Consider the following 23,171-nt stretch of genomic DNA (forward strand, 5'->3'; position numbering starts at 1 on the left):
CGTGATTCGGCGAGCGGGAATTGTAAAGGCAAGCCGGGTGCGGCGCCAGTATCCGCGTGCAATTGCCCTATTCAGGCCGACGGAGGGCGCAGCGCCGGTTCAGGCGCCCGCCCATCCTGCCCCGAGGCCCCAATTCAGACGGCGGGCGGCGGCGTGGCCCCATCCAGCAGATCCCTGACCCGGTAGCTGCCCGGCGCGCGACCCGGCAGCTGGCTGGCCGCGAACAGGGCCCCACGGGCAAAAATGTCCCGATTGGTGGCACGGTGGGTCAGCTCGATGCGCTCGCCCAGCCCGGTGAACTGGACCAGATGCTCACCCACGATGTCGCCGGCGCGCAGGCTGGCGTAGTGCGGATGCGCCCCGCCCTTCTCCGCCGCCGCGCCCAGGGTCAGGGCCGTGCCGGAGGGCGCGTCCTTCTTCTGGGTGTGGTGGGATTCGACGATGTCGCAGTCCCAGCCGGCCAGTGCAGCGGCAGCCCGCTCGACCAGCTCATCCAGCACCGCCACACCGAGGCTGAAGTTGGAGGCCCAGACCAGTGGAATCCGGCCGGCCGCCTGGATCAGTGCCTGGCGCTGCGCCTCACTGATGCCGGTGGTGCCGGACACGAAGCCCGCACCGCGCTCCACGCACAGCGCCAGCACCGGATCAAAACCCTCGGGCAGGCTGAAATCGATGGCGACATCGAACGGGGGGGCACCAGCCAGCTCGCTGCTGGCGAAATGCGGCACGCCCTCGACCACGCGCTGGGCCGGCGAGCGGCGGTTCACCGCGGCCACCACCTGCAGGGCGGGATTGTCAGCGGCAAGGCGGAGCAGTGCCTGGCCCATGCGGCCGGACGCACCGTGGATGAGCAAACGTAGGGGAGTGGTAGTCATGCATGCAGGCTAGCGGGTGCCGGCGGCGCTGCACAAGAGGAAATCCGCGCACCGCTTGCTACGCTAGCGGGTGGATCCCCATGGCAGCCCCTCCATGCAGCTTTCGCAGCAGCTCGTTCTCGTCACCGGCGGTGCCCGCGGGCTCGGCCAGCATCTGGTCCGCGCCTTCGTCCGCGAGGGCGCACAGGTCGTCATCAACTACCACGCCAGCGCAGAAGCCGCGCAGAAGCTGGCGGCCGAGCTGGGCAGCGCCTGCGTGGCGATCCAGGCCGACGTGACCGACCGCGCCCAGGTCGATGCCCTGTTCGCACAGGCGCGCCAGCACTTCGGCCGTGACATCACCACGGTGGTCAACAACGCACTGGCGGCGTTCTCGTTCAACGGCGATGCGCGCGACAAGGCCGACGTGATCGGCTGGGACGCCTTCAACCGGCAGTTCGAAGGCAGCGTGCGCGGCGCACTCAATACGGTGCAGGCCGCCCTGCCCGGCATGCGCGGGCAGCGCTTCGGCCGCGTGATCAACATCGGCACCAACCTGTTCCAGAACCCGGTCGTGCCCTACCACGACTACACCGCGGCCAAGGCCGCCCTGCTCTCGCTGACCCGCACGCTGGCGGGCGATCTCGGCCCGGAGGGCATCACCGTCAACATGCTCTCCGGTGGTCTGCTGCGCACCACGGATGCCAGTGCGGCCACGCCGGAGGCGGTGTTCGACTACATCGCGGCCAACACCCCGTTGCGCAGCGTCACCACCCCGGCCGAGTTCGCCGATGCGGTGCTGTTCTTCGCTTCGCCATGGTCACGCGCGGTGACCGGGCAGAACCTGGTGGTGGATGGAGGGCTGGTGCGCGATTGAGCAATCCCGCAGGGCGTGCTCTACCGCCGAGCGCCTCAGTGCTGCTTCGGCGGCGTCGGCCCGCAGCTGTCACAACCACCGCACGCACCACCGCCACCGGTCGCCGGTGGCGCGATCTTCCGGCCCAGCGCCTGCAACCAGGCGGCGCGCTGCGGTTTCACCAACCCCAGCGCGATCGCCCCGCGTGCCTTGCGCACGGTGCCAGGGAACTGCTTCTTCATCACCACCCACGCGCTGACCAGCACGGCCAGCGCGATCACGACGTACTGCAGCAGCAGACCGGTCTCCATCAGCCGCCGCCCAGGGCCACGGTCACCTGGTAGGTGATCAGCGAGGCGATGTAGGCGGCCGCGAACAGGTAGAACGTGGCAAAGCCCATCTGCTTCCACGAGTTGGTTTCACGCTTGATCGTGGCCAGCGTGGAGATGCACATCGGGGCGTAGATGTACCAGACCAGCAACGACAGCGCGGTGGCCAGCGACCAGCCGTCGCTGATCAGCGGGGTCAGCGCCTGGCTGGCGGCATCGTCATCGGCGGCGGACAGCGCGTACACCGTGGCCAGCGAGGCCACCGCCACTTCACGCGCGGCCAGGCCCGGGATCAGTGCGATGCAGATCTGCCAGTTGAAGCCCAGCGGCGCGAAGAACACCGCCATGGCATGGCCGATCTGGCCGGCGAAGCTGTAGTCGATCGCCGGCATGGTCGCGTTTTCCGGCGCCCCCGGGAACGACAGCAGTACCCACAGCAGGATGGTCAGCGCCAGGATGATGCCACCCACGCGCTTGAGGAAGATCATGCCGCGCTCGTACAGCCCCACCGCCAGATCGCGCGGGTGCGGGATGCGGTAGGACGGCAGTTCCAGCATCAACGGATGCTCGCTCTTGTCGCGGCGCCACCTCTTCATTGTCCAGGACATCAGCAGCGCGCTGAGGATGCCGGCCGCGTACAGGCCGAACAACACCAGGCCCTGCTGGTTGAAGACGCCCCAGATCTGCTTCTGCGGGATGAAGGCGCCGATCAGCAGCGCATACACCGGCAGGCGCGCCGAACAGGTCATCAGCGGGGCCACCAGGATCGTGGCGAGCCGGTCGCGCGGGTCCTGGATGCTGCGGGTGGACATGATGCCCGGCACCGCGCAGGCGAAGCTGGACAGCAACGGGATGAACGAGCGCCCGGACAGACCGGCCGCCGCCATCATGCGATCCAGCAGGAACGCCGCGCGCGGCAGGTAACCGGATTCTTCCAACGCCAGGATGAAGGCGAACAGGATCAGGATCTGCGGCAGGAACACGATCACGCCACCCACGCCGGCAATGATGCCGTCGGTCAGCAGGCTGTTGAGCGGGCCTTCCGGCAGCGCGCCACCGATCCAGCCGCCCAGTGCCGCCGTACCGGCCTCGATCAGGTCCATGACCGGCGTCGCCCAGGCATACACCGCCTGGAAGATCAGGAACATCACCACGGCCAGGGTCAGCAGACCGAACACCGGGTGCAGCAGCCAGCGATCCAGCGCGTCATCGATCTTCGCCGTACGTGTCGGCATGCTCACCGAAGCGGCCAGGATGTCGCGCACCTGGGCGTGGTAATCGGCCTCGGCGGCAGGCACCGCCACCGGGGCCTGCAGGTGCGGCACCATCGCATCCAGGCGCTCGACCAGCTTGGCCGCGCCGTTGCGACGCACCGCCACGGTCTCCACCACGGGCACACCCAGGGCCTGTTCCAGCGCCTGCACATCGATCTTGATGCCGCGGCGCTCGGCCGCATCGACCATGTTCAGGGCCACGATCATCGGCTTGCCCAACTCACGCAGCTCCAGCGCGAAGCGCAGGTGCAGGCGCAGGTTGGTCGCATCGATCACACACAGCAGCACGTCCGGCGCGGCCTCGCCGGGGTAGAAGCCCCGGCACAGGTCACGGGTGATCGCTTCGTCCAGGCTGGCCGGCTGCAGGCTGTAGGCGCCCGGCAGATCCAGCACGGCGAACTCGCGGCCGGACGGCGCACGCAGGCGGCCTTCCTTGCGTTCAACGGTGACGCCGGTGTAGTTGGCCACTTTCTGACGGCTGCCGGTGAGCTGGTTGAACAGCGCGGTCTTGCCGCTGTTCGGGTTGCCGACCAGGGCGATGCGCAGGGCGTTGCTGGCGGCGCTCATGCGCGGGCCTCCTGGGCCTGCAACGCGGTTACCACGATGCGGGCGGCCTCACTGCGGCGAAGCGCGAAACGCGTGAACCCCACCTGCACCAGCAGCGGCTCGGCGCCGACGGGACCACGGGCGACCAGACGCACCTCTTCCCCTTTGACGAAGCCAAGCTCCTTCAGTCGGCGGGCGATCGCATCGTTTGCGTGTGTTTCCTGCACGGACTCCACCACGGCGGAGCTGTACAGCGCCAGATCGGACAACGTCACGGAGCGCCTTCTCGATGATAGGAATGGTTATCAATTCTACCATCGACGCGCCGCGCCATTGCCCGTGACCGATGGCCCGCTATGATCTGTACATGTACTGGAGCAAGCCGACCCATGAGTGATGCACTACGGATTGAACGCAGCGCCTCGGTGCTGACCCTGTGGCTGAACCGCCCGGCCCTGCACAACGCTTTCGACGCCTCGTTGATCGCCCAGCTGACGGCCGCCCTGGAGGCCGCCGGCCGCGACGACCACGTCCGGGCGGTGGTGCTGGCCGGCGAAGGCGCCTCGTTCTCGGCGGGCGCGGACATGCAGTGGATGCGTGGCATGGCCGCCGCCAGCGAGGAGGACAACCGCCAGGACTCGCTCGCCCTGGCCCGCCTGATGCGGACCCTGGATGAGCTGCCCAAGCCGACCATCGCCCGTGTCCAGGGCGCCGCCTTCGGTGGCGGGGTCGGCCTGGTGGCCTGCTGCGATATCGCCATCGCCAGCACCAGCGCCCGCTTCGGCCTGACCGAGAGCCGCCTGGGCCTGCTGCCCGCCGTGATCTCGCCCTATGTCATCGACGCGATCGGCCCACGCCAGTCGCGGCGCTGGTTCGCCACCGGCGAGCATTTCGACGCCGAGACCGCCCTGCGCATCGGCCTGGTCCACCAGCTGATCGAGCCTGAACGGATCGACGAGGCCGTCCAGCGCCAGCTCGGGCTGCTCGACAAGGCCGGTCCGGTGGCCTCTTCCTCTGCCAAGGAGCTGGTCCGGCGGGTCGCGCTGGGCCGCGACCGCGACGCCACCGACCGCGACAACGCGGCCCTGATCGCCCGCCTGCGGGTCTCGGCCGAAGGCCAGGAGGGCCTCGGCGCCTTCCTGGACAAGCGCGCCCCGCACTGGGTCACCCAGGACTGAGGAGAAGCACCATGCTCGACCACGTTGGCATCCGCTGCGGCGATTTCGCGCGCAGCCTGTCGTTCTTCCAGCAGGCCCTGGCCCCGCTGGGCATCGCGGTGGTGATGCAGGTCTCGGCCGCGCAGACCGGCGACCATGACCATGCCGGCTTCGGCCGCAGCGGCAAGCCGGACTTCTGGATCGGCAACGCCCCGGGCGCCCATGGCGGCGTGCACATCGCTTTCAGCGCGGGCAGCCGGGCCGACGTGGACGCTTTCCACCGCGCCGCACTGGCAGCCGGCGGCACGGACAACGGTGCCCCGGGCATCCGCGAGCATTACCACCCCGATTATTACGGGGCGTTCGTGCTCGACCCGGATGGCAACAACATCGAAGCGGTCTGCCACCACCCGGGCTGACCGCCCATCGCCGGCGGGATGGCCGCTTTGTCGCCCATCCCGCGTATCCCCCTTTCGTGGCCTGCCGGGGACCGTGGGCCGCCTTTCGTCTGACAGGAATCTCCGTGATCTCTACCCCGCCCCGCCCCCTGCTGGTCGTCCGTCGCTCCGTTCGCGGAGGGCTGGCGAATGAATGACTTCGTGCGCATCGTCGAGGTCGGCCCGCGCGACGGGCTGCAGAACGAAGCCCAGCCGGTGGCCACCGCCGACAAGATCGAACTGATCCGCCAGCTCTCGCTGACCGGCCTGCGCACCATCGAGGCGACCAGCTTCGTCAGCCCGCGCTGGGTGCCGCAACTGGCCGACGCTGCCGAGGTGTACACCGGCATCGAGCGCCGCCCGGGCATCGACTACCCGGTGCTGGTGCCCAACGAACAGGGTTACGACCGCGCACGCACGGTGGGCGTGCAGGAAGTGGCGGTGTTCACTGCCGCCTCGGAAACCTTCAACCGGACCAACACCAACGCCGGCATCGACGAGTCGCTGGCGCGCTTCGCACCCATCCTTGAGCGGGCCAAAGCCGACGGGGTCAAGGTGCGTGGCTATGTCTCCACCGTACTCGGCTGCCCCTACCAGGGCGAGGTCGCGGTGAGCGAGGTGGTCCGGGTCGCGCGTGCGCTGCATGACATGGGCTGTTACGAAATCTCGCTCGGCGACACCATCGGCGTGGGCACGCCACGCAAGGCGCGCGCGATGCTCAACGCGGTCGCCAGCGAACTGCCGATGGCCGCGCTGGCCGTGCACTTCCATGACACCTATGGCCAGGCCCTGGCCAACATCGATGCCTGCCTGGACGAAGGTGTGCGCGTGGTCGATTCGGCGGTCTCCGGTGCAGGTGGCTGCCCGTATGCCAAGGGCGCCAGCGGCAATGTCGCCAGCGAAGACGTGGTCTACATGCTGCATGGCATCGGCATGCGCACCGGCATCGATCTGCCGGCGCTGGCCGCCACCGGGCGCTGGCTGGCCTCACGGCTGGGCCGCGAGACCGGCAGCAAGACCGGCAGGGCCCTGGCGGCGACATGAAAAGCGGCGGCCCGCGCAAGGACGCTGCGGTGGGTGATCACCTCACCCCCCACGTCCACGCGCTGGCTGCCCTGGAACGCGCCCTGGCCCACTCGCCGGGCGACCTGCGCGGCCTGTTGGAGGAGGTCCAGCAGGCCCTGCAGGAAGCGATGGACGAGCGGCAGCTGGCCCTGCGTCGCTACGCCGCCTTGTTCGATGCCGTCCCGGACCCGGTCAGCATCCTCAGCGAACGCGGCGTGGTGCTGGACCTCAACAAGGCGGGCGTGCGTGCCTATGGCCGCCCCCGTGAGGAGATCGTCGGCCAGCCGATCGAACTGTTGAACCCGGACCTGCCCGGCGACCACCTGGACCCGGTCTGGGAAGCCCTGCATCGGGGCGAGACCTACGTCATCGAAGTCACCAACATGCGCGGCGATGGCAGCCGCTTCCCGGTGGAGGTGCATTCGGCCGGCTTCGAGCACCAGGGCGAGCACTGCATCGTGGCGGTGGCGCGCGATCTGAGCAGCCGCTGGCAGGCCGAATCGCGTTACCGGCTGCTGATGGAATCCATCGACAAGGGCGTGGTCCTGTTTGACCGCCAGTTGCGGGTGGTCTCGGCCAACCCGGCCGCGCACCGCATTCTGGGCACCGCCGGCAATGGCGGCAGCCTGCAGGCGATGCTGGCGCCGGAGGACTGGATCAGCGTGGACGAGCACGGCCACCCGCTCACCCGCGACCAATGGCCCGCCAGTGTCTCGCTGCAGACCGGGCGCATCGTGCGCAGCACCATCGTCGGCCTGTACCACCGCCCGCGCGGCCGGATGATCTGGATCTCCACCACCAACGTACCGGTATACGGCAACGGGCGCGACGCGCCTGACCACGTGTTCGGGCTGTTCAGCGACATCACCGAGCTCAAGCGCAACAACACCCTGTTCGACCGCGCGCAGTCGCTGGCGCACATCGGCGGCTGGGAGTGGGACCGCGGCCTGCAGCGCCTGTACCTCACTGATGAGGCGACCCGCATCCTCGGCCAGAACTTGCCGATGCGCGACATGGCCGAGCTGCTGGAGTGCTTGCGCGTGGATGATCGCGCGCTGCTGCAGCAGGCGCTGCTGGATGTGATCGACCGGCAGGTGTCCTTTGAACTGGAGCTGCAGGGCCAGCGCAGTGATGGACATTCGTTCTGGGTGCGCATGATCGGCGAAGCCGAGGCCGGCGATGTCGACGCCGCCCGCATCGCCGGCACCGTGCAGGACATCACCGCGCGCAAGCAGGCCGAAGAGACGCTGCGCATCCAGGCGCGCACCGATCCGCTCACCGGCATCATGAACCGCGATGCGGTGCTCAATGATCTCGCCACACGCATGGCCAACCCCACCCATTGCCGGGTGGCCGTGCTGTACATCGATCTGGACCGCTTCAAGATCGTCAACGATCTGCTCGGCCACAACGCCGGTGATGAGCTGCTGATCGATGCCACCCGCCGCATCGCCACCGCGATCGGTACCGAGGGGCTGCTGGCCCGGTTCGGCGGCGATGAGTTCCTGGTGGTCTGCGATACCCGCGACCAGGCCGATCAGCCCGAGCGGCTGGCCGATGCGATCACCCGTGCGTTCAGCACCCCGTTCCGCTTCGGTGCCGACGAATTCCCGGTGACCACCAGCATCGGCATCGCGCGTGCGCCCCAGGATGGGCTGCGCCCGCAGCAGCTGATCCAGAACGCGGACATCGCCATGTACGACTGCAAGCGGCGCACCCGCAACGGCTGGCAGGTGTTCTCGCCCGAGCTGGCCCAGCGCCAGCATGATCGGCTGCAGATCGAGAGCCGGCTGCACCGGGCGCTGGACGACGATGAGTTCCACCTGGTCTACCAGCCGCAGGTCAACCTGCACAGCGGCCAGCTGATCGCCGCCGAGGCGCTGATTCGTTGGCGCAACACGCAGCTGGGCGAACTGCGCCCGGACATCTTCATCGGCCATGCCGAGAGCACCGGCGACATCGTCCGGATCGGCCTGTGGGTGCTGCGCGAGGCGTGCCGGCAGGTGCGCCAGTGGCAGGACGACGGGCTGGGCATCGTGCGGGTGGCGGTCAACGTGTCCTACCGGCAGTTCGTCGGCGAGGATCTGGCCCGGAACGTGCGCGCCGTACTGGACGAATTCCACCTGCCCGGCAGCGCACTGGAGCTGGAGTTCACCGAGCGGGTGTTGATCGAAGACGCCCCGGACACCCTGCGCACCTTCGCGCAGCTGCGCGAGATGGGCGTGCTGTTGACCATCGACGACTTCGGCGAAGGCTACAGCGCGCTGAACTATCTGCGCCGGCTGCCGATCCATGGCCTCAAGCTGAGCCAGCTGTTCGTGGAGGGCGTGCCGACCAACCGCTCGGACGTGGCGGTCTGCGAGGCGGTCTGCGGCATCGCGCGCAGCCTGGGCCTCGGGTTGGTCGCCGAGGGCATCGAATCGGAGGCCCAGCGCCAGTTCCTGACCACGCTGGGGGTCTCGGTCGGCCAAGGCTTCCTGTTCGCCCCAGGGCTGGCGGCGGACGAGTTCGCCCGGCGGCTGGCACTGCGTGCGAAGGTCGCCGTGGGCAGTGCACAACGGTGAAGGCGGCCGCTTCCGCTAGAATCGGCGGTTCTTGAACCAGCGGGATCGTGCAATGCAGCTGTCTTCTGTCCGCGCCGTCATCACCGGCGGTGTCTCCGGCCTTGGCCTGTCCGTGGCCCAGCACCTGGTCGCCCATGGCGGCAAGGTGGCCCTGTTCGATCTCAATGACGACAAGGGCGCGGCCGCCGTGGCCGCGCTTGGCGAAGCCAACGCGCGCTACTACAGCACCAATGTCAGCGACGAAGCCGCCGTGGCCGCGCAGATCGATGCCGCCTGCGACTTCCTGGGCGGGCTGAACACCGCGATCAACTGCGCCGGCATCCTGGGCGCGGGCCGCGTGCTCGGCAAGGAAGCGCCAATGCCGCTGGCCAACTTCCAGGGCACGGTGATGGTCAACCTGGTCGGCAGCTTCAACGTCGCCAAGGCCGCCGCCAACCGCATGCAGCACAACACCCCGGGCGAGGATGGCGAGCGCGGCGTGATCATCAACACCGCCAGCGTGGCGGCCTACGAAGGCCAGATCGGCCAGGCCGCGTATGCCGCCTCCAAGGGCGGCGTGGTCAGCATGACCCTGCCGATGGCCCGCGAGCTGTCGCGCTTCGGCATCCGCGTGATGACCATCGCTCCGGGCATCTTCTGGACCCCGATGGTCGATGGCATGCCGCCGGCCGTGCAGGAATCGCTGGCCGCCTCGATCCCGTTCCCGCCGCGCCTGGGCAAGCCGGAAGATTTCGCCGGCCTGGTCGCCTATATCCTGGGCAACACCTACCTCAACGGCGAGACCATCCGCCTTGACGGCGCCGTGCGTCTGGCGCCGAAGTAAGCGAGCACGCAACCCGCTGGGTGCCCGGTTCCGGCACCCGCCACCTCCACGAACCGACCTTCATTCCCATGAAAGCCAGCGACATCAAGAAAGGCAACGTCGTCGAATTCAACAACGGCGTCTACCAGATCCGCGACATCGAACGCAGCTCCCCGCAGGGCCGCGGCGGCAATGTCCGCTTCCGTTTCATCATGTACAGCGTGCCGGGCGGCAACAAGCTCGATTCCAGCTTCGACGCCGACGACAACCTGCCGGAAGTCGAGCTGCTGCGCCGCCAGGCCACCTACTCGTACATGGATGGCGACGCCTTCGTCTTCCTGGATGACGAGGACTACACCCCGTACATGGTCGATGCGGATGTGCTCGGCGATGACGCCGGCTACATCACCGATGGCCTGACCGGCATCTACGTGCAGGTGATCGACGAGACCCCGGTGGGCGTGCAGTTGCCGACCAGCGTGGTGCTGGAAGTGGTCGAAACGCCGCCGGAGCTCAAGGGCGGCACTGCCACCAAGCGCCCGAAACCGGCCAAGCTCAGCACCGGCATCGAAATCATGGTGCCGGAGTACATCGCCAACGGTGAACGTGTGCTGGTCAATACCACCACCGGTGAATTCGCCGGCCGTGCCGACTAAACGGTCTGCACTGATCGTCCTGCTCCTGCTGCTCGCGGCGTGCTCGCCGCGGGCGGTGGAGAGTGAGACATTGGATACCCCGCGCGCACCCACCACGTTGGCTGAGACCGCCCACGGTGAGCGCTGCGACGTCCCGGCGGAGGTGTTCGTGGCCGAGGACATCCGCATGTACTGCGCGATGCCCGGCGATGTGCAGGCCTTCCTGGCGCGCGAAAGCGCGTGCCAGCACTTCGCTGGCGAAGAAGCGTACGACGAAGACCGTGCGCGCGAATTGGCCTACGCGATCCACGAGAGCTGCGACGACCGTGCCCGGCGCTTCAATCAACTCCTGCAGCGCCATGCCGACAACTGCCTGGTGCACACCGAACTGATGCTGCTGGGCACCCGCAATGAGCTGATGCTGGATGCCGACAGCCGGGCGCTGCCCAACCCCTGCCCGCGCGGCATGTGATGGTTCACCGGACGCGCATGCGCGCATCCGGTGCCTTCAACTGAGTCAGATCTTGCTGGATCAGGGCTTGGCCGCCAACGAGGGCGCGCCGGCAAAATCCCCGCAGCCGTGGTACTGGCGCGCGCCGACCGTGAGCATGGCCGTGGCACCGAAGGCCTGGCCGCTCATGTCGTCCTGGCACACCGTGCGCTGGAAGGTCAGCTTGACCGGGGTGCCATCGGCGGCAGTACCCGACCAGCCGTCACGGCCTTGGGTGGGGCTGGAAATCTCGAGCTTGCGCTCGCCGTAATCCATCTCGATGTGCAGCGCCGGGGTGGCACCCGCACCGACCTGGGCCAGCCAGCCGGGCTCATTGCCGGTCGCGCGGAATCCGCCTGCCGCATCGGCGTCCGTCTCCCCATGGGCGGTCGCATTGGCCGGCGGTGCTTGTCCGCCCTGCTCGCCGGTGCCGGTGCAGGTGCGGTCCGGCTCGCCCTTCAGGATCAGGCTACCTTCGGTGGTGCCCTTGGTCCACAATTCGTTGCCCTGCCCATCGCCATACTTCGCGCCGGACGCTGCAGGCTGCGAGGACATCGGGAAAGTGCGGTCGCCCACCACCACCGTTGCCGAATCCTGACCGCGGTAAGTAGCATGCACTTCCAGCTCCCCACAGCGGAACGCATACGCGCGCTCTTCAGCAGTGGAGGCATCGATCGGGGGCGGCGCTTCGCTGCCATCGGCGGCGGTGCTGCTCTGGCTGGCCGGTTGGCAGGCGGCGAGTGCGCCGGTAATGGCCAGGCTCAACAACCAGGGGGATGCGCGCATGAGGAACTCCTTGCGATAACGTCGACAACACTTGATCGTACCTGCCGGGCCGTGAGAACAGGTGAAGCGACGCTGACCTCCCGGGCATCGGTGAACACGCGGTTCAGTGCGGACGCGGCGCCGCCGGCAGCATGCACAGCGAGAGCAGATGGACGCCCGGCGCGCCCGTGCAGCGCGCCCAGACCCGCAGCAGGCGCATGGAATGCAACTGCCTGCCGTGCTCGCCATCTAGGTGGATGCGCAGCTCACCGGTGACCAGCACCATCGCGCCGCAGGCCAGCTGCTCGGTCTGCTCCCGTTCGATCGCCGCGATGCGGATGCGCCGCGCGTTCCAGCCCGCCAGCAACGGGGATGCATCCTGACGCTGGCCGTCGTGGTCGGTCAGGAACAGGGCTGGTGACAGCAGTGCATGCAGTTGCTGCGGCTGCCACTGGATCAGCGCATCCCACAGCCGCGCCTCGGCCGCCTCCACGTGTGCCGGTTGCAGTACCGCGCTCATGTGCGCACCTGCCATCGTCGCCGCAGCACGTCGCCGTGCGCGCGCAGCGCCTGGATCACCGCCACCGGGGCGGCATGTCTGTTCTTGCTCTTCATCTACAGCACAGCCGCCGGGATACCGGCCGAAATCAACATGGCGGCAGTCTGCGCGGCTTCGGTGGGGTTTCGATGGAGGAAGTGTGGAGATACGATGGAGCTCAAGCACCTTCCGGCCCTGCCCTGCATGCCCGCCTCCGATTCACCCGGCGCCCCCACCGCGCGCTGGGATCATTCGCTCAACGCCCTGGTCCTGATCGTCGAGGACGAACCCGAGATCGCCGATATCGTCGCGGCCTACCTGGCCCGCGAGGGCCTGCGCACGCTGCGCGCGCGGGATGGCCTGAACGCCCTGGCGCTGCATCGCAGCGCACGGCCGGACCTGGTCCTGCTGGATGTACAGATGCCGGGCATGGACGGCTGGACCGTGCTCAACACCCTGCGCCAGCGCGGCGATACGCCAGTGATCATGCTCACGGCGCTGGACCAGGACCTGGACAAGCTCACCGCCCTGCGGATGGGCGCGGACGACTACGTGGTCAAGCCGTTCAACCCGGCTGAAGTGGCCGCACGGGTGCGTGCGGTACTGCGGCGCACCTTGAATGCGCCGCGCCAGAGCGTGCCGGAGATCCTGCGCGTCGGCAGCCTGGTGATCGATCCGGAGCACCACACGGTGCATGTCGAAGGCGATGGCTACAGCCACGAGCTGCTGCTCACCCTGACCGAATACAAACTGCTGCACTGCATGGCGCTGGCACCGATGCGCATCTTCAGCCGCAGCGAGCTCATGCACGAGTGCCTGCCGGAAAGCGAAGCATTGGAGCGCACCGTGGACAGCCACGTCAGCAAGCTGCGCCGCAAACTCGATGATGTGGGCCTGGCCAATGTCCCGGCCAGCGTGCGCGGCGTCGGCTACCGGCTGGCGACGGACCACTGATGCGCCGCTCGGGCCTGAGCCGGCACATCGTGCTGTCGATGTCGATGATGGTGCTGGCGGTCATCGTGATGGTGATCCTCAGCTCCTATCTGCTGTACGCGGTGCTGGTCGCGTTCTATCCCGGCGGCGTGGACGAGCCGGTCAGCTGGGTGCCCAGCGGGCCCGAGCTGGTCTGGATGGTGGGCGTGACCCTGATCGGGCTGACCTTGGCCGTGGCCGCTTCGGTGCGGCTGTCCCAGCGCATCCTGACCCCGCTCAACGCGGTGGTGGACAGCATCGGCCGGCTCGCCGATGGCGATCTCGGTGCACGCGCTGCCGTCAGTGACCGCTCGCTCGGCGAAGTGGCGCTGCTGGTGGACGACTTCAACGCGATGGCGCGGCGGCTGCAGAACATCGAGGCCGACCGGGTGATGTGGCACGCGGCGATCGCGCATGAGCTGCGCACGCCGGTCACCATCCTGCGCGGCCGGCTGCAGGGGCTGGCCGAAGGCGTGTTCGCACCCGACGAAGGCCAGTTCCGCAGCCTGCTGGCCCAGGTCGAAGGGCTGTCGCGGCTGATCGAGGACCTGCGTGTGCTGAGCCTGGCCGACAGCGCGCGCCTGGATGTCCGCCGTGCCCGCAATGACGTGGTGCAGGAAGTGCACTCGGTGATGAGCCTGGTGGATCCGGGTTTCCGCAGCAGCGGCTTCGTGCTGGAACTGGAGACCTCGCGCGGGGAGCATCCCGCGCATTGCGACCCCACCCGGGTACGCCAGGCGCTGATGGCGCTGCTGGAGAATGCGCGCCGCTATGCAACGCCCGGCCGGGTCCGCATTGCGGTGCACGACACCGCTACCCACGTGCAGATCGCCATCGACGATGAAGGCCCCGGCATCGATGCGGCGCTGCGCGAGCAGATCTTCGATCCCTTCCTGCGCGGCGACGGCTCGCGCTCGCGTCAGCGCGGTGGCAGCGGGCTGGGGCTGGCGGTGGTCAAGGCAATCGCCGATGCGCATGGGGGCCACGTCGCCTGCGGCACCAGCACGTTGGGCGGGGCGCGCTTCGTCATCGAGCTGCCGCGGCAGTAACAGCGTCCTGCCGGGCCAGTTCGCGCATCCGCGCACCCAGTCGGGCCAGATTGCTGTCGATCGTGGCCAGTTCGCGTTGCTGTGCCTGTGGCAAGCGGTGTTTGAGCTGCAGCTGCAACGCCTGCCAGGCCGGCACACCCTGTGCACTGAGCCGCGACGCCGCCTCGCTGGCCTGCGCCCGCTCGTGCGCCGACGGCAGCCCGTAGCCGCCCCCCGCCACCAGTGCGGCCGGGCTGATCAGCTGGCCGGTGTCTTCCAGCAACGCGCGCAGCGTGTCGCGCGCCGCAGCATCTTCTTTGGCCGGATCGCCCAGCAGCCGCTTCAGCACGTCGCGTGCGCGCAGTTCTTCGCGACGCAGGGCGGCCTGTTCCAGCAATAGCAGGGCGGCGGTGGCACGTAGATCACCCTGCTCTACCCAGCGTGCACGCTCGCTGGCCGGCTGCCGCAACCACTCGCCGACGGTTGTCGTGCCCAGCCGTAGCTGCTGGCGCGCCGCATCGAACAATTGCTGGTAGTGATCCTCGGCGGAGGCGAAGTAGTAGCCCTGTCGCGTCGCCTGCCCGCGATCGGCCAGCACGCTGGCGTCGGCCACGCCCTGGCGCTCCAGGCGGGTCAGCAGCCCGCGCGGGGTGAGCCGGTTCAACCCCGGCGAAGCCAGACGTGGCACGCCTTCCTGCAGCAGCTTGCCGGTCTCCACCGCGCAGTTGTTGCTGACGAACAGATAGCGCCCGTCATAGCTCCAGTGCACCTGCGCGACGCGCTCCAGCAGGCTGGCGATGTCCGGCGCATCCAACGCCAACGGCACGGAAGACAGCCCCCGCAGTTCCACCTGTGTGTATTCGTTGATGACCTGGTTGAGCGGCAGCACGAACAGGCGCGAAGGATAGGCACCGGTCAGCCCGCGCCAGCTGGAGATCTGTACATCGCCGACGAAGGCACGGTAGGACAGCACGCGGTGATGGGACAGATCCATCCGGCAGGCCGGCCCACGCGGGCGGCCCGGCGCGCAGATCACCAGGCGCAGCATGCTGTGGCCCCAGCGACTCATCAGCTGGTCATTGCCTTCGGCGAGCAGGTAGTCCACCGCGTAGATCCGGGCCGGATCCAGTTCGAGCAGCGTCGCCGCGCCCGCCTCCTCTTCGGCCTGCATCAACGGCAGACGGGTGTCGCATCCCTCGGCCGCGTCGTTCGGCCCAAGGTGCTCGGCAAACCACGCGGCGACGGCCGGACGGCGGCAGGGGTAATCCGGATCGAGCAGCAGGTGCTCGGCGTTGACCGCCAGGAACTCGGCCGGTCGCGTGCGCTCGTAATCGTCCGGACTGCGCTCGCTGAAGGCATTCGCTGTACGCCCCAGCTTCCACGGGCGTCGCTGCCAGCCGGCCAGGTCACGCAAACGCGCATCGCGCGACCAGCCACCCTGCGGCGAACGGTCCAGCACATGGGTCAATTCATGGATCAGCGCGGCTTCGAGTGGGTGTGGCAGCGGTTGATCGTCCTGCACGGTGTCCAGCAACGTGCGCTGCAGGGTGATCGTGCCGTTGCGGGTGCGGCCGTGCACGTGGGCCGGCAGCGTTTCCGACCAGCGCACCTGCACCGGGTGCTGGAAACGTGCCTGCCACGGCGCTGGCAGGCGCGTGTGCACCTGCTGCAGGGCACGCTCGGCGGCCACGATCTGCGCGGCGCTCAATCCCTGCGGCTGCAGCTCCAGCTGCAGCGCCGCCTGTGCGAACGGCGCGGCGAGCCACGCGATCAGGACCGCCCAGCGCCAGCGGCGGACCTGACCAAGCGTTCGCATCAGCGGGCCAGCAGGGTCCTGGCCAGCGCCATGTCACTGGCCTGCTGCTGCGCAACGCTCTGCTCGCGCAGGTGCAGCAGCGCTGCCTCCAGGCGTGCACCGCGGATCGCACCGTCGCTGGCCACGAAGGCCGCGGCGTCATCGCGCGCGTCGAGCACGATCTTGTCATCGCCCGAGCTGGACGAACCGGCCGAGGACGCGCCGGAGGCGGAACCGGCAGAGCTGCCGGCAAAACTGGAGGCCATCGCCGACAACGGCAGGGCGAGCACGGCAACAAGCAGGATCGGACGCATCATCGGGGTGTCGTTCGCGGTGGAAAGCACAGAGCGTATAGGCTGCGTGAAATCCTGTCTTGCCTCAGAGGTCGAAGAGCTTGCCGGGATTCAGCAGCGCTTGGGGATCAAACGCACGTTTGACCGCCTTCATCAGTGCGATTTCCGGCGCGCTGCGCGTGCTGTCCAGGTAGCCCTTTTTGACCAGGCCGATCCCGTGTTCGGCCGAGATGCTGCCGTCAAAGCGGGCCAGCACACCGGCGAGCAGCTTGGTGACGTGCTCGCATTGGGTCAGGAACTCCGCCTCGGCGGTCTCGTCCGGCTTGAGCACATTGATGTGCAGGTTGCCGTCGCCGATGTGCCCGAACCAGACCACATCGAACTGCGGGTAGGCCTGCCCGATCAGGGCCTGGGTTTCGGCGAGGAAGGCCGGCATCGCCGAGATCCGCACCGAGACATCGTTCTTGTAGGGCGTGTAGCGCGCCACCGCTTCGGTGATGCCCTCGCGCAGCCGCCACAGCTGCGCGGCCTGCGCGTCGCTCTGGCTGACCACGCCATCGCTGACCCAGCCGTGCTCCATGCAGTCTTCAAACGCGGCCATCGCGGCGGCTTCCTGCGCCTCGTCGCCGGCAGCGAATTCGGTTACCACGTAATACGGGTGGACCTCGTCGAACGGCGCCTGCGCGCCATGCGCCAGCACATGCCCGAGCGCGCGGTCGGTGAAGAACTCGAAGGCCTGCAGCTGCAGCCGCTCGCGGAAGGCGGCAAACACCTGCATCAACACCTCGAACGAGGGCAGCGCCAGCAGCATCACGTTGCTGGCCGGCGGCGGATCGGTGAGCTTCAAGGTGGCTTCGACGATTACGCCGAGCGTGCCTTCCGAGCCGATCAGCAGCTGGCGGAAGTCATAGCCGCTGGAGTTCTTGATCAGGCCCTTGTTGAGCTCGACCAGCTCACCGGCCATCGTCACCACCTTCAGGCCGGCGATCCACTCGCGGGTATTGCCGTAGCGGATCACGCGGATGCCACCGGCATTGGTGGCGATGTTGCCGCCGATCGAGCACGAACCACGCGCGGCGAAATCCACCGGGTAGATCAGGCCATGCTCGAGCGCCGCGTTGTGCACCGCCTCCAGTGGCATGCCCGCCTGCACGGTCAGGGTGCGGTCGACCGCATCGAAGGCCAGCGGCTTGTTCATCCGCTCCAGGCTGAGCACCAGCTCACCGTGGGCTGCTACCGCGCCGCCGGACAACCCGGTACGGCCACCGGAGGGCACCACGGCCACCCTTTGGGCACTGGCCCAGCGCAGCGTCGCCTGCACCTCTTCCACCGTGCCGGGCAAGGCGATCGCCAGCGGCGCGGGTGTCCAGCGCCGGGTCCAATCGCGGCCGTAGTGCTCCAGATCGGCAGGATCGGTCTTCAGGCGCAGCCCGGGGCAAGCGTGCAACAGCGAATCAAGGCGCGGATCGGTCATGGGGCGTCTGGCGGTGCCGGGGGAGCCCGCAAGCCTGCCAGCCACTCCACGCCGCGTCCAGTAGCGGGGCCTGTTCCCGCGGCTCGTCGGCCTCACCCAAATAGGTGCATCTGAAACCGTTTGGACATCGATTGGCGCACCGCACCATCGCGGCCGGCTTCTGGCATAGTTGAGGGCTCCCGCCGCCACACGTCGCACGCCGCCCATGTCGCCGAAAAAGACCTCGTTCCCGAAGCAGGATATCCGCGTACTGTTGCTCGAGGGGGTCAGCCAGACCGCGATCGACGTGTTCACCGCGGCCGGCTATTCGCAGATCGAACTGCACAGCAAGGCGCTGCCCGAAGACGAACTGAAGGCGCGCATCGCCGAGGCCCACATCGTCGGCATCCGTTCGCGCACGCAACTCAGCGCGGAGGTGCTGGCGAACGCCAAGCGCCTGATGGCGGTCGGCTGCTTCTGCATCGGCACCAACCAGGTGGACCTGGAGGCGGCGGAACTGGCCGGCATCCCGGTGTTCAACGCCCCCTACTCCAACACCCGCAGCGTGGCCGAGCTGGTGATCGCCGAAGCGATCATGCTGACCCGCGGCATCCCGCAGAAAAACGCCGAGTGCCATCGCGGCGGCTGGTCCAAGTCGGCCGCCGGCAGCCATGAGGTGCGCGGCAAGACGCTGGGCATCATCGGTTATGGCCATATCGGTACCCAGGTCGGCGTGATGGCCGAGGCGATGGGCATGCAGGTGATCTTCCACGATGTGGAAACCAAGCTGTCACTGGGCAATGCCCGCGCGGCGATCAGCCTGGATGACCTGCTGGCGCGCGCCGACATCGTGACCGTGCATGTGCCGGAAACCCCGGCCACGCAGTGGATGATCGGTGCCGACGAACTGGCGCGCATGCGCCCCGGCGCACACCTGATCAACGCCGCGCGCGGCACCGTGGTCGACATCGACGCGCTGGATGCGGCGCTGCGCTCGGGCCACCTCGGTGGTGCGGCGCTGGATGTGTTCCCGGTGGAGCCCAAGGGCAACGGCGATGCCTTCGTCTCCCCGCTCACCGCCCACGACAACGTGATCCTGACCCCGCACGTGGGCGGCAGCACACTGGAAGCACAGGACAACATCGGTGTGGAAGTGGCGGCCAAACTGGTGCGCTACAGCGACAACGGCAGCACCCTGTCGGCGGTCAACTTCCCGGAAGTGACGTTGCCCGAGCACGCCGAGAGCCTGCGCCTGCTGCACATCCACCAGAACGTGCCGGGCGTACTCTCCAAGGTCAACGAGATCTTCTCGCGCCACAACGTCAACATCGACGGCCAGTTCCTGCGTACCGACCCGAAGGTGGGCTACGTGGTGATCGACATCACCGCCAGCGAAGCCCAGGCCGGCGCGGTGCGCGAGGAGCTGGCGGCGATCCCCGGCACCCTGCGCACCCGCGTGCTGTATTAAAGGGGACTGTATTAAAGGGGACGGGGGTAATTAATAATTACCCCCGTCCCTGTTAAATCACCGCGCCAGCCAGCGCTTGGCCATGCGTGGCAACGAATCATCCCCATCGGGGGTCTCGATCGCCGCATTGGCCACGTCACGGATCTCGCGCCAAGCCAACGCCAGCGATTCGTCGCTGATCGCGAACTGCTCACTGCCCAGCGCCCGCACGACGTAGCGCGCGTCGTAGTGCCAATGCCCCGGGACGTCCTTGCGTTCGGGAATCCAGTGCTTGTCGATGTCGAACAACTCGCCATCCTCCAGCACCAGCGCGGTCAGCCCGGATTCCTCCTCGGCTTCCTTCAGCGCCACCTGGGCCAGATCGCGCTCGCCATCCGCGTGGCCGCCCAGCTGCAGCCAGCGGTCCAGCTTGCGGTGGTGGGTCAGCAGCACGCGCTGCCCGTCGGCGCTGACCAGCCACGCGCTGCCGGTGAAGTGCCCGGCCAGGCGCTCGCGCAGGAACGGGTTGTCCGGATCGTCCAGCACTGTGCTGAATTCGTCAGCCAATGCCGCGTGCTCGGGGTGTCGGCGGGCGTAAGCATCAAGCTGACTGCGCAGGGCGGCGTCAGGAATGGCAACGGATTCGAGGTTCAGCGACATGGCAGGTGCAGGCATCGTGCGGATTTGGCCGATTATCGCTCGGCCATGCTGCATTTGTGCTTGTACAGCGGCTTCAGCTTTGGCTAAGGTACAGCGGGCCCCGCACCGCTGGGGCGCCCAGTCGCCATCAGGGCGTGCGGCAATGTACCGCGCGCCTCACCTTTGTTCATTTAGGGAAGCACTGCATGCTGAAGTCTCTGTTGAGGGTCAAACCGGTCGCACCGGCACCGCACGTCGATGCCGGCGAGCCCATCGAAGGCAGCCTGGACGGCGAGCCCACACTGAGGCGGACCCTCACAGCGAAACACCTGATCCTGCTGGGTATCGGCGCGGTGATCGGTGCGGGTATCTTCGTGCTCACCGGCCAGGCCGCGGCGAACCATGCCGGCCCGGCGGTGATGCTCTCGTTCGTGTTCGCCGGCTTTGCCTGCGCGCTGGCCGGCCTGTGCTACGCCGAGTTCGCGGCGATGATGCCGGTCTCCGGCAGCGCCTATTCCTATTCGTACGCCACCCTCGGCGAAGGCATGGCCTGGTTCATCGGCTGGTGCCTGGTGCTGGAGTACCTGTTCGCCTCGGCCTCGGTCGCGGTGGGTTGGTCGGCGTACCTGATCAGCTTCATCACCACGACGCTGAACATGCCCTTCCCCGATGCGCTCAGCGCCGCGCCCATCGCCTGGACCGGCCAGGAGTTCATCTCCTCCGGCAAGCTGTTCAACCTGCCGGCGGTGCTGATCGTGGCGGCCGTCTCGGGCCTGCTGTACGTCGGCGTGACGCAGTCGGCCTTCGTCAACGCGATCATCGTGGCGATCAAGGTCACCGTGATCTGCCTGTTCATCGGCTTCGGCGCCGCGCACCTGGATACGGCCAACTGGACCCCCTTCATTCCGGAGAACACCGGCGTGCCGGGTGAGTTCGGCTGGAGTGGCGTGTTCCGTGCGGCAACCATCGTGTTCTTCGCCTACATCGGCTTCGATGCGGTCTCCACCGCCGCCGGCGAGACCAAGGACCCGCAGCGCAACATGCCGATCGGCCTGCTCGGGTCGCTGGCCGTGTGCACCATCGTCTACATCATCGTCTGTGCCGTGCTGACCGGCATGATGCCGTACCACCTGCTGGGCACGGACAAGCCCGTCGCGACCGCGCTGGAGCCCTACCCGACCCTGTCCTGGCTGAAGACCGCCGTGGAAATCGGTGCGATCGCCGGCCTCTCCTCGGTGGTGCTGGTGATGATGATGGGCCAGACCCGCATCGCCTACACGATCTCGCGCGACGGCCTGCTGCCGAAGATCTTCGGCAAGGTGCACAAGCGCTTCCGTACCCCGTACTGGAGCACGATCGTTGTCGGCGCCATCGCCGCCACCCTGGCCGGTACCGTGCCGCTGAACGTGCTCGGTGAACTGGTCTCGATGGGCACCCTGCTGGCCTTTGCCACCGTCTGCATCGGCGTGCTTGTCCTGCGCTACACGCGCCCGGAACTGGAGCGACCGTTCCGCGTGCCGCTGGTGTGGGTGATCTGCCCGCTGGGCGCGCTGGCCTGCCTGTTCCTGTTCTACCAGGCGTTCGTCGTGCATTGGCACCTGTTCGTGGCCTGGACCCTGCTGGGTCTGTGCATCTACTTCGGCTACGGCATCCGCCACAGCAAGCTGAACAAGAAGAACGCCTGAGTGCTGCCGGGCCGGCCACGTGCCGGCCCGGTCGTTTGATACGTCGCGCCTGAGAAGACATCCAAACCATGTTCAAGCAACTGTGGGCCACCAAGCATCCGCACGCCGCCCATGAAGACGCCAACGGCCTGAGCCTGCGCCGCACCCTCGGCCCCTGGGGCCTGACCGCGCTGGGCATCGGCGCGGTGATCGGCGGCGGCATCTTCGTGATCACCGGCCAGGCCGCGGCCAACCACGCCGGCCCGGCGATCATGCTGTCGTTCGTGCTCGCCGCGATCTGCTGCGCATTCTGCGCGATGGCCTACGCCGAGTTCGCGGCGATGGTGCCGGTCTCCGGCAGTGCCTACACCTATACCTATGCCACCTTCGGCGAGCTCTCGGCCTGGTTCATCGGCTGGATGCTGGTGCTGGAATATGGCGTCTCCGCCTCGGCCGTGGCGGTCAGCTGGACCGGCTATTTCCTGAGCCTGCTCAGCCATTTCGACATCCATCTCCCCGCCGCGCTGGTCAGCGCGCCACTGGATGGCCAGCTGCGCCCGACCGGCGCCATCGCCAACATCCCGGCCGCGGTGCTGGTGCTGCTGCTGACCTGGCTGTGCTACGTGGGCATCAGCAAATCCTCGGCCATGAACATGGCGATGGTGGTGCTCAAGACCGCGCTGATCGTGCTGGTGATCGTGGTTGGCTGGAAGTACGTGGACCCGGCCAATTGGACCCCGTTCATTCCGGAAAACGAAGGCCCGGGCAAGTACGGCTTCGACGGCGTGCTGCGCGGTGCGGCAATGGTGTTCTTCGCCTATATCGGTTTCGAGGCGGTGTCGGTAGCCGCGCAGGAGTCGCACAAACCGCAGCGCGACATGCCGATCGGCATGCTGCTCTCGCTGGTGATCTGCACCGTGCTGTACATCGCCATGGCCGCGGTGATGACCGGGCTGGTGCCGTACCAGCTGCTGGGCACCGATGAGCCGGTGGTGACCGCGGTGGCGGCGCATCCGCAGCTGGGCTGGTTGCGCGTGGTCGTGGAGATCGGCGCGCTGATCGGGCTGTCCTCGGTGGTGCTGGTGATGGTGATCGCGCAGCCGCGCATCTTCATGATCATGGGCCGCGACGGGCTGTTGCCGCCGCTGTTCACCAAGATCCATCCCAAGTACCGCACGCCGCACATCAACACCGTGATCACCGGTATCGGCATCGCGCTGCTGGCGGCAGTGTTCCCGCTGGACGTGCTGGGTGAGCTGACCTCGATGGGCACGCTGATCGCGTTCGCGGCGGTCTGCGCGGGCGTGCTGATCCTGCGCCGTACCCAACCGGACCTGCCGCGTCCGTTCCGGATGCCGATGGCGTGGCTGATCTGCAGCCTGGGCGTGCTCAGCTGCATCGCGCTGCTGACGGCGATGACGGCCCACAACTGGATGCTGATGGGCTTCTGGACGCTGGGCGGTTTCGCGATCTATTTCTGTTATGGGTATCGCCATAGCCGGCTGCGCAAGTAGTGCCGGCCGCTGGCCGGCTCCACCTGCACCCAACACGCTCATGAGGAGCCGGCC

23 protein-coding genes are annotated in these 23,171 nt (G+C 67.9%); 13 read left to right on the forward strand and 10 right to left on the reverse strand.

The window, feature by feature from the left end; all coding sequences use genetic code 11:
• Window positions 1-134: 134 nt before the first annotated feature.
• Window positions 135-827 carry a 4-hydroxy-tetrahydrodipicolinate reductase gene (gene dapB / locus QMX81_RS10810; RefSeq protein ID WP_282261374.1) on the reverse strand — a complete coding sequence of 231 codons (693 nt, stop codon included), beginning with the start codon at window positions 825-827 and terminating at the stop codon, window positions 135-137.
• Between the two features lie 142 nt (window positions 828-969).
• On the opposite strand from dapB, the gene QMX81_RS10815 reads away from it, so the two are divergent.
• On the forward strand, window positions 970-1,731 hold the full coding sequence (locus QMX81_RS10815; protein ID WP_282261344.1) for a 3-oxoacyl-ACP reductase: 762 nt from the start codon (window positions 970-972) through the stop codon (window positions 1,729-1,731).
• Window positions 1,732-1,766: 35 nt separating this feature from the next.
• Here the strand turns inward: QMX81_RS10815 and QMX81_RS10820 are convergent, their stop codons facing one another.
• The 3 genes from QMX81_RS10820 to QMX81_RS10830 are packed head-to-tail and all read right to left on the reverse strand — an operon-like array spanning window position 1,767 to window position 4,134.
• A complete protein-coding gene (locus QMX81_RS10820) occupies window positions 1,767-2,021 on the reverse strand; it encodes a DUF6587 family protein (protein ID WP_282261346.1) in 255 nt (84 codons plus the stop codon).
• Entirely contained in the window at window positions 2,021-3,880 is a 1,860-nt protein-coding gene (locus tag QMX81_RS10825; RefSeq protein ID WP_282261348.1) for a ferrous iron transporter B, read from the reverse strand. Before QMX81_RS10825 ends, QMX81_RS10820 begins: the two co-directional genes overlap by 1 nt.
• Window positions 3,877-4,134, reverse strand: a complete 258-nt coding sequence (locus QMX81_RS10830) for a FeoA family protein (protein WP_282261350.1) — start codon at window positions 4,132-4,134, stop codon at window positions 3,877-3,879. The genes QMX81_RS10825 and QMX81_RS10830 overlap by 4 nt, the downstream gene beginning before the upstream one ends.
• Before the next feature lie 114 nt (window positions 4,135-4,248).
• Between QMX81_RS10830 and QMX81_RS10835 the strand changes: the two genes are divergently transcribed.
• The 7 genes from QMX81_RS10835 to QMX81_RS10865 all read left to right on the forward strand — a co-directional run bounded on the left by QMX81_RS10835 (window position 4,249) and on the right by QMX81_RS10865 (window position 10,991).
• Window positions 4,249-5,037: an enoyl-CoA hydratase-related protein gene (locus QMX81_RS10835; protein ID WP_121036680.1), complete on the forward strand. Its 789-nt coding sequence runs from the start codon at window positions 4,249-4,251 to the stop codon at window positions 5,035-5,037.
• Between the two features lie 11 nt (window positions 5,038-5,048).
• Window positions 5,049-5,435, forward strand: a complete 387-nt coding sequence (locus tag QMX81_RS10840) for a VOC family protein (protein WP_282261354.1) — start codon at window positions 5,049-5,051, stop codon at window positions 5,433-5,435.
• A 168-nt stretch (window positions 5,436-5,603) separates the two neighbouring features.
• On the forward strand, window positions 5,604-6,497 hold the full coding sequence (locus QMX81_RS10845; RefSeq protein ID WP_121036678.1) for a hydroxymethylglutaryl-CoA lyase: 894 nt from the start codon (window positions 5,604-5,606) through the stop codon (window positions 6,495-6,497).
• Window positions 6,494-9,082, forward strand: coding sequence for an EAL domain-containing protein (locus tag QMX81_RS10850; protein WP_152150711.1), 2,589 nt, complete (start codon window positions 6,494-6,496; stop codon window positions 9,080-9,082). Before QMX81_RS10845 ends, QMX81_RS10850 begins: the two co-directional genes overlap by 4 nt.
• A 52-nt stretch (window positions 9,083-9,134) precedes the next feature.
• Window positions 9,135-9,905 carry an SDR family NAD(P)-dependent oxidoreductase gene (locus tag QMX81_RS10855; RefSeq protein ID WP_121036676.1) on the forward strand — a complete coding sequence of 257 codons (771 nt, stop codon included), beginning with the start codon at window positions 9,135-9,137 and terminating at the stop codon, window positions 9,903-9,905.
• Between the two features lie 68 nt (window positions 9,906-9,973).
• Entirely contained in the window at window positions 9,974-10,540 is a 567-nt protein-coding gene (yeiP, locus tag QMX81_RS10860) for an elongation factor P-like protein YeiP (protein WP_121036675.1), read from the forward strand.
• Entirely contained in the window at window positions 10,530-10,991 is a 462-nt protein-coding gene (locus QMX81_RS10865; RefSeq protein ID WP_282261358.1) for a hypothetical protein, read from the forward strand. Before yeiP ends, QMX81_RS10865 begins: the two co-directional genes overlap by 11 nt.
• Before the next feature lie 60 nt (window positions 10,992-11,051).
• On the opposite strand, the gene QMX81_RS10870 is transcribed toward QMX81_RS10865, so the two are convergent.
• Together QMX81_RS10870 and QMX81_RS10875 are read right to left on the reverse strand one after the other, a co-directional pair.
• On the reverse strand, window positions 11,052-11,795 hold the full coding sequence (locus QMX81_RS10870) for an MliC family protein (protein ID WP_282261359.1): 744 nt from the start codon (window positions 11,793-11,795) through the stop codon (window positions 11,052-11,054).
• A gap of 103 nt (window positions 11,796-11,898) precedes the next feature.
• The gene (locus QMX81_RS10875; RefSeq protein ID WP_183073615.1) at window positions 11,899-12,294 is read right to left on the reverse strand and encodes a nuclear transport factor 2 family protein; all 396 of its coding nucleotides are present in this window, start codon (window positions 12,292-12,294) and stop codon (window positions 11,899-11,901) included.
• Between the two features lie 222 nt (window positions 12,295-12,516).
• Between QMX81_RS10875 and QMX81_RS10880 the strand changes: the two genes are divergently transcribed.
• Together QMX81_RS10880 and QMX81_RS10885 are read left to right on the forward strand one after the other, a co-directional pair.
• The gene (locus tag QMX81_RS10880; RefSeq protein WP_121041030.1) at window positions 12,517-13,266 is read left to right on the forward strand and encodes a response regulator; all 750 of its coding nucleotides are present in this window, start codon (window positions 12,517-12,519) and stop codon (window positions 13,264-13,266) included.
• Complete coding sequence (locus QMX81_RS10885; protein WP_282261360.1) at window positions 13,266-14,333, forward strand: ATP-binding protein; 1,068 nt, start codon at window positions 13,266-13,268, stop codon at window positions 14,331-14,333. Before QMX81_RS10880 ends, QMX81_RS10885 begins: the two co-directional genes overlap by 1 nt.
• Here the strand turns inward: QMX81_RS10885 and QMX81_RS10890 are convergent.
• From QMX81_RS10890 to QMX81_RS10900, 3 genes are all read right to left on the reverse strand, one after another.
• Window positions 14,311-16,128, reverse strand: coding sequence for a DUF4105 domain-containing protein (locus tag QMX81_RS10890; protein WP_282261362.1), 1,818 nt, complete (start codon window positions 16,126-16,128; stop codon window positions 14,311-14,313). The genes QMX81_RS10885 and QMX81_RS10890 overlap by 23 nt on opposite strands.
• The gene (locus tag QMX81_RS10895; protein WP_282261365.1) at window positions 16,128-16,424 is read right to left on the reverse strand and encodes a DUF2388 domain-containing protein; all 297 of its coding nucleotides are present in this window, start codon (window positions 16,422-16,424) and stop codon (window positions 16,128-16,130) included. The genes QMX81_RS10890 and QMX81_RS10895 overlap by 1 nt, the downstream gene beginning before the upstream one ends.
• Before the next feature lie 61 nt (window positions 16,425-16,485).
• The gene (locus QMX81_RS10900; RefSeq protein WP_282261367.1) at window positions 16,486-17,874 is read right to left on the reverse strand and encodes an FAD-binding oxidoreductase; all 1,389 of its coding nucleotides are present in this window, start codon (window positions 17,872-17,874) and stop codon (window positions 16,486-16,488) included.
• Window positions 17,875-18,079: 205 nt separating this feature from the next.
• On the opposite strand from QMX81_RS10900, the gene serA reads away from it, so the two are divergent.
• Entirely contained in the window at window positions 18,080-19,321 is a 1,242-nt protein-coding gene (gene serA / locus QMX81_RS10905; protein WP_088434981.1) for a phosphoglycerate dehydrogenase, read from the forward strand.
• 57 nt (window positions 19,322-19,378) lie between these two features.
• On the opposite strand, the gene QMX81_RS10910 is transcribed toward serA, so the two are convergent.
• On the reverse strand, window positions 19,379-19,960 hold the full coding sequence (locus QMX81_RS10910; RefSeq protein WP_121036667.1) for an NUDIX hydrolase: 582 nt from the start codon (window positions 19,958-19,960) through the stop codon (window positions 19,379-19,381).
• Between the two features lie 185 nt (window positions 19,961-20,145).
• Between QMX81_RS10910 and QMX81_RS10915 the strand changes: the two genes are divergently transcribed.
• Both QMX81_RS10915 and QMX81_RS10920 read left to right on the forward strand, forming a co-directional pair.
• Entirely contained in the window at window positions 20,146-21,624 is a 1,479-nt protein-coding gene (locus tag QMX81_RS10915; RefSeq protein ID WP_282261371.1) for an amino acid permease, read from the forward strand.
• Between the two features lie 68 nt (window positions 21,625-21,692).
• Window positions 21,693-23,117 carry an amino acid permease gene (locus QMX81_RS10920; protein ID WP_121036665.1) on the forward strand — a complete coding sequence of 475 codons (1,425 nt, stop codon included), beginning with the start codon at window positions 21,693-21,695 and terminating at the stop codon, window positions 23,115-23,117.
• Window positions 23,118-23,171: the final 54 nt, after the last annotated feature.

This window comes from Stenotrophomonas sp. PS02301, assembly GCF_029959485.1.
Taxonomy (GTDB): domain Bacteria; phylum Pseudomonadota; class Gammaproteobacteria; order Xanthomonadales; family Xanthomonadaceae; genus Stenotrophomonas; species Stenotrophomonas maltophilia_Z.

Excerpts from the sequence above, each read along its gene's own strand:
- dapB (WP_282261374.1), bottom strand. The coding sequence starts at position 827 with ATGGGCCAGGCACTGCTCCGCCTTGCCGCTGACAATCCCGCCCTGCAG.
- QMX81_RS10815 (WP_282261344.1), top strand. The coding sequence starts at position 970 with ATGCAGCTTTCGCAGCAGCTCGTTCTCGTCACCGGCGGTGCCCGCGGG.
- QMX81_RS10820 (WP_282261346.1), bottom strand. The coding sequence starts at position 2,021 with ATGGAGACCGGTCTGCTGCTGCAGTACGTCGTGATCGCGCTGGCCGTG.
- QMX81_RS10825 (WP_282261348.1), bottom strand. The coding sequence starts at position 3,880 with ATGAGCGCCGCCAGCAACGCCCTGCGCATCGCCCTGGTCGGCAACCCG.
- QMX81_RS10835 (WP_121036680.1), top strand. The coding sequence starts at position 4,249 with ATGAGTGATGCACTACGGATTGAACGCAGCGCCTCGGTGCTGACCCTG.
- QMX81_RS10840 (WP_282261354.1), top strand. The coding sequence starts at position 5,049 with ATGCTCGACCACGTTGGCATCCGCTGCGGCGATTTCGCGCGCAGCCTG.
- QMX81_RS10845 (WP_121036678.1), top strand. The coding sequence starts at position 5,604 with ATGAATGACTTCGTGCGCATCGTCGAGGTCGGCCCGCGCGACGGGCTG.
- QMX81_RS10850 (WP_152150711.1), top strand. The coding sequence starts at position 6,494 with ATGAAAAGCGGCGGCCCGCGCAAGGACGCTGCGGTGGGTGATCACCTC.
- QMX81_RS10855 (WP_121036676.1), top strand. The coding sequence starts at position 9,135 with ATGCAGCTGTCTTCTGTCCGCGCCGTCATCACCGGCGGTGTCTCCGGC.
- yeiP (WP_121036675.1), top strand. The coding sequence starts at position 9,974 with ATGAAAGCCAGCGACATCAAGAAAGGCAACGTCGTCGAATTCAACAAC.
- QMX81_RS10870 (WP_282261359.1), bottom strand. The coding sequence starts at position 11,795 with ATGCGCGCATCCCCCTGGTTGTTGAGCCTGGCCATTACCGGCGCACTC.
- QMX81_RS10875 (WP_183073615.1), bottom strand. The coding sequence starts at position 12,294 with ATGAGCGCGGTACTGCAACCGGCACACGTGGAGGCGGCCGAGGCGCGG.
- QMX81_RS10880 (WP_121041030.1), top strand. The coding sequence starts at position 12,517 with ATGCCCGCCTCCGATTCACCCGGCGCCCCCACCGCGCGCTGGGATCAT.
- QMX81_RS10885 (WP_282261360.1), top strand. The coding sequence starts at position 13,266 with ATGCGCCGCTCGGGCCTGAGCCGGCACATCGTGCTGTCGATGTCGATG.
- QMX81_RS10890 (WP_282261362.1), bottom strand. The coding sequence starts at position 16,128 with ATGCGAACGCTTGGTCAGGTCCGCCGCTGGCGCTGGGCGGTCCTGATC.
- QMX81_RS10895 (WP_282261365.1), bottom strand. The coding sequence starts at position 16,424 with ATGATGCGTCCGATCCTGCTTGTTGCCGTGCTCGCCCTGCCGTTGTCG.
- QMX81_RS10900 (WP_282261367.1), bottom strand. The coding sequence starts at position 17,874 with ATGACCGATCCGCGCCTTGATTCGCTGTTGCACGCTTGCCCCGGGCTG.
- serA (WP_088434981.1), top strand. The coding sequence starts at position 18,080 with ATGTCGCCGAAAAAGACCTCGTTCCCGAAGCAGGATATCCGCGTACTG.
- QMX81_RS10910 (WP_121036667.1), bottom strand. The coding sequence starts at position 19,960 with ATGTCGCTGAACCTCGAATCCGTTGCCATTCCTGACGCCGCCCTGCGC.
- QMX81_RS10915 (WP_282261371.1), top strand. The coding sequence starts at position 20,146 with ATGCTGAAGTCTCTGTTGAGGGTCAAACCGGTCGCACCGGCACCGCAC.
- QMX81_RS10920 (WP_121036665.1), top strand. The coding sequence starts at position 21,693 with ATGTTCAAGCAACTGTGGGCCACCAAGCATCCGCACGCCGCCCATGAA.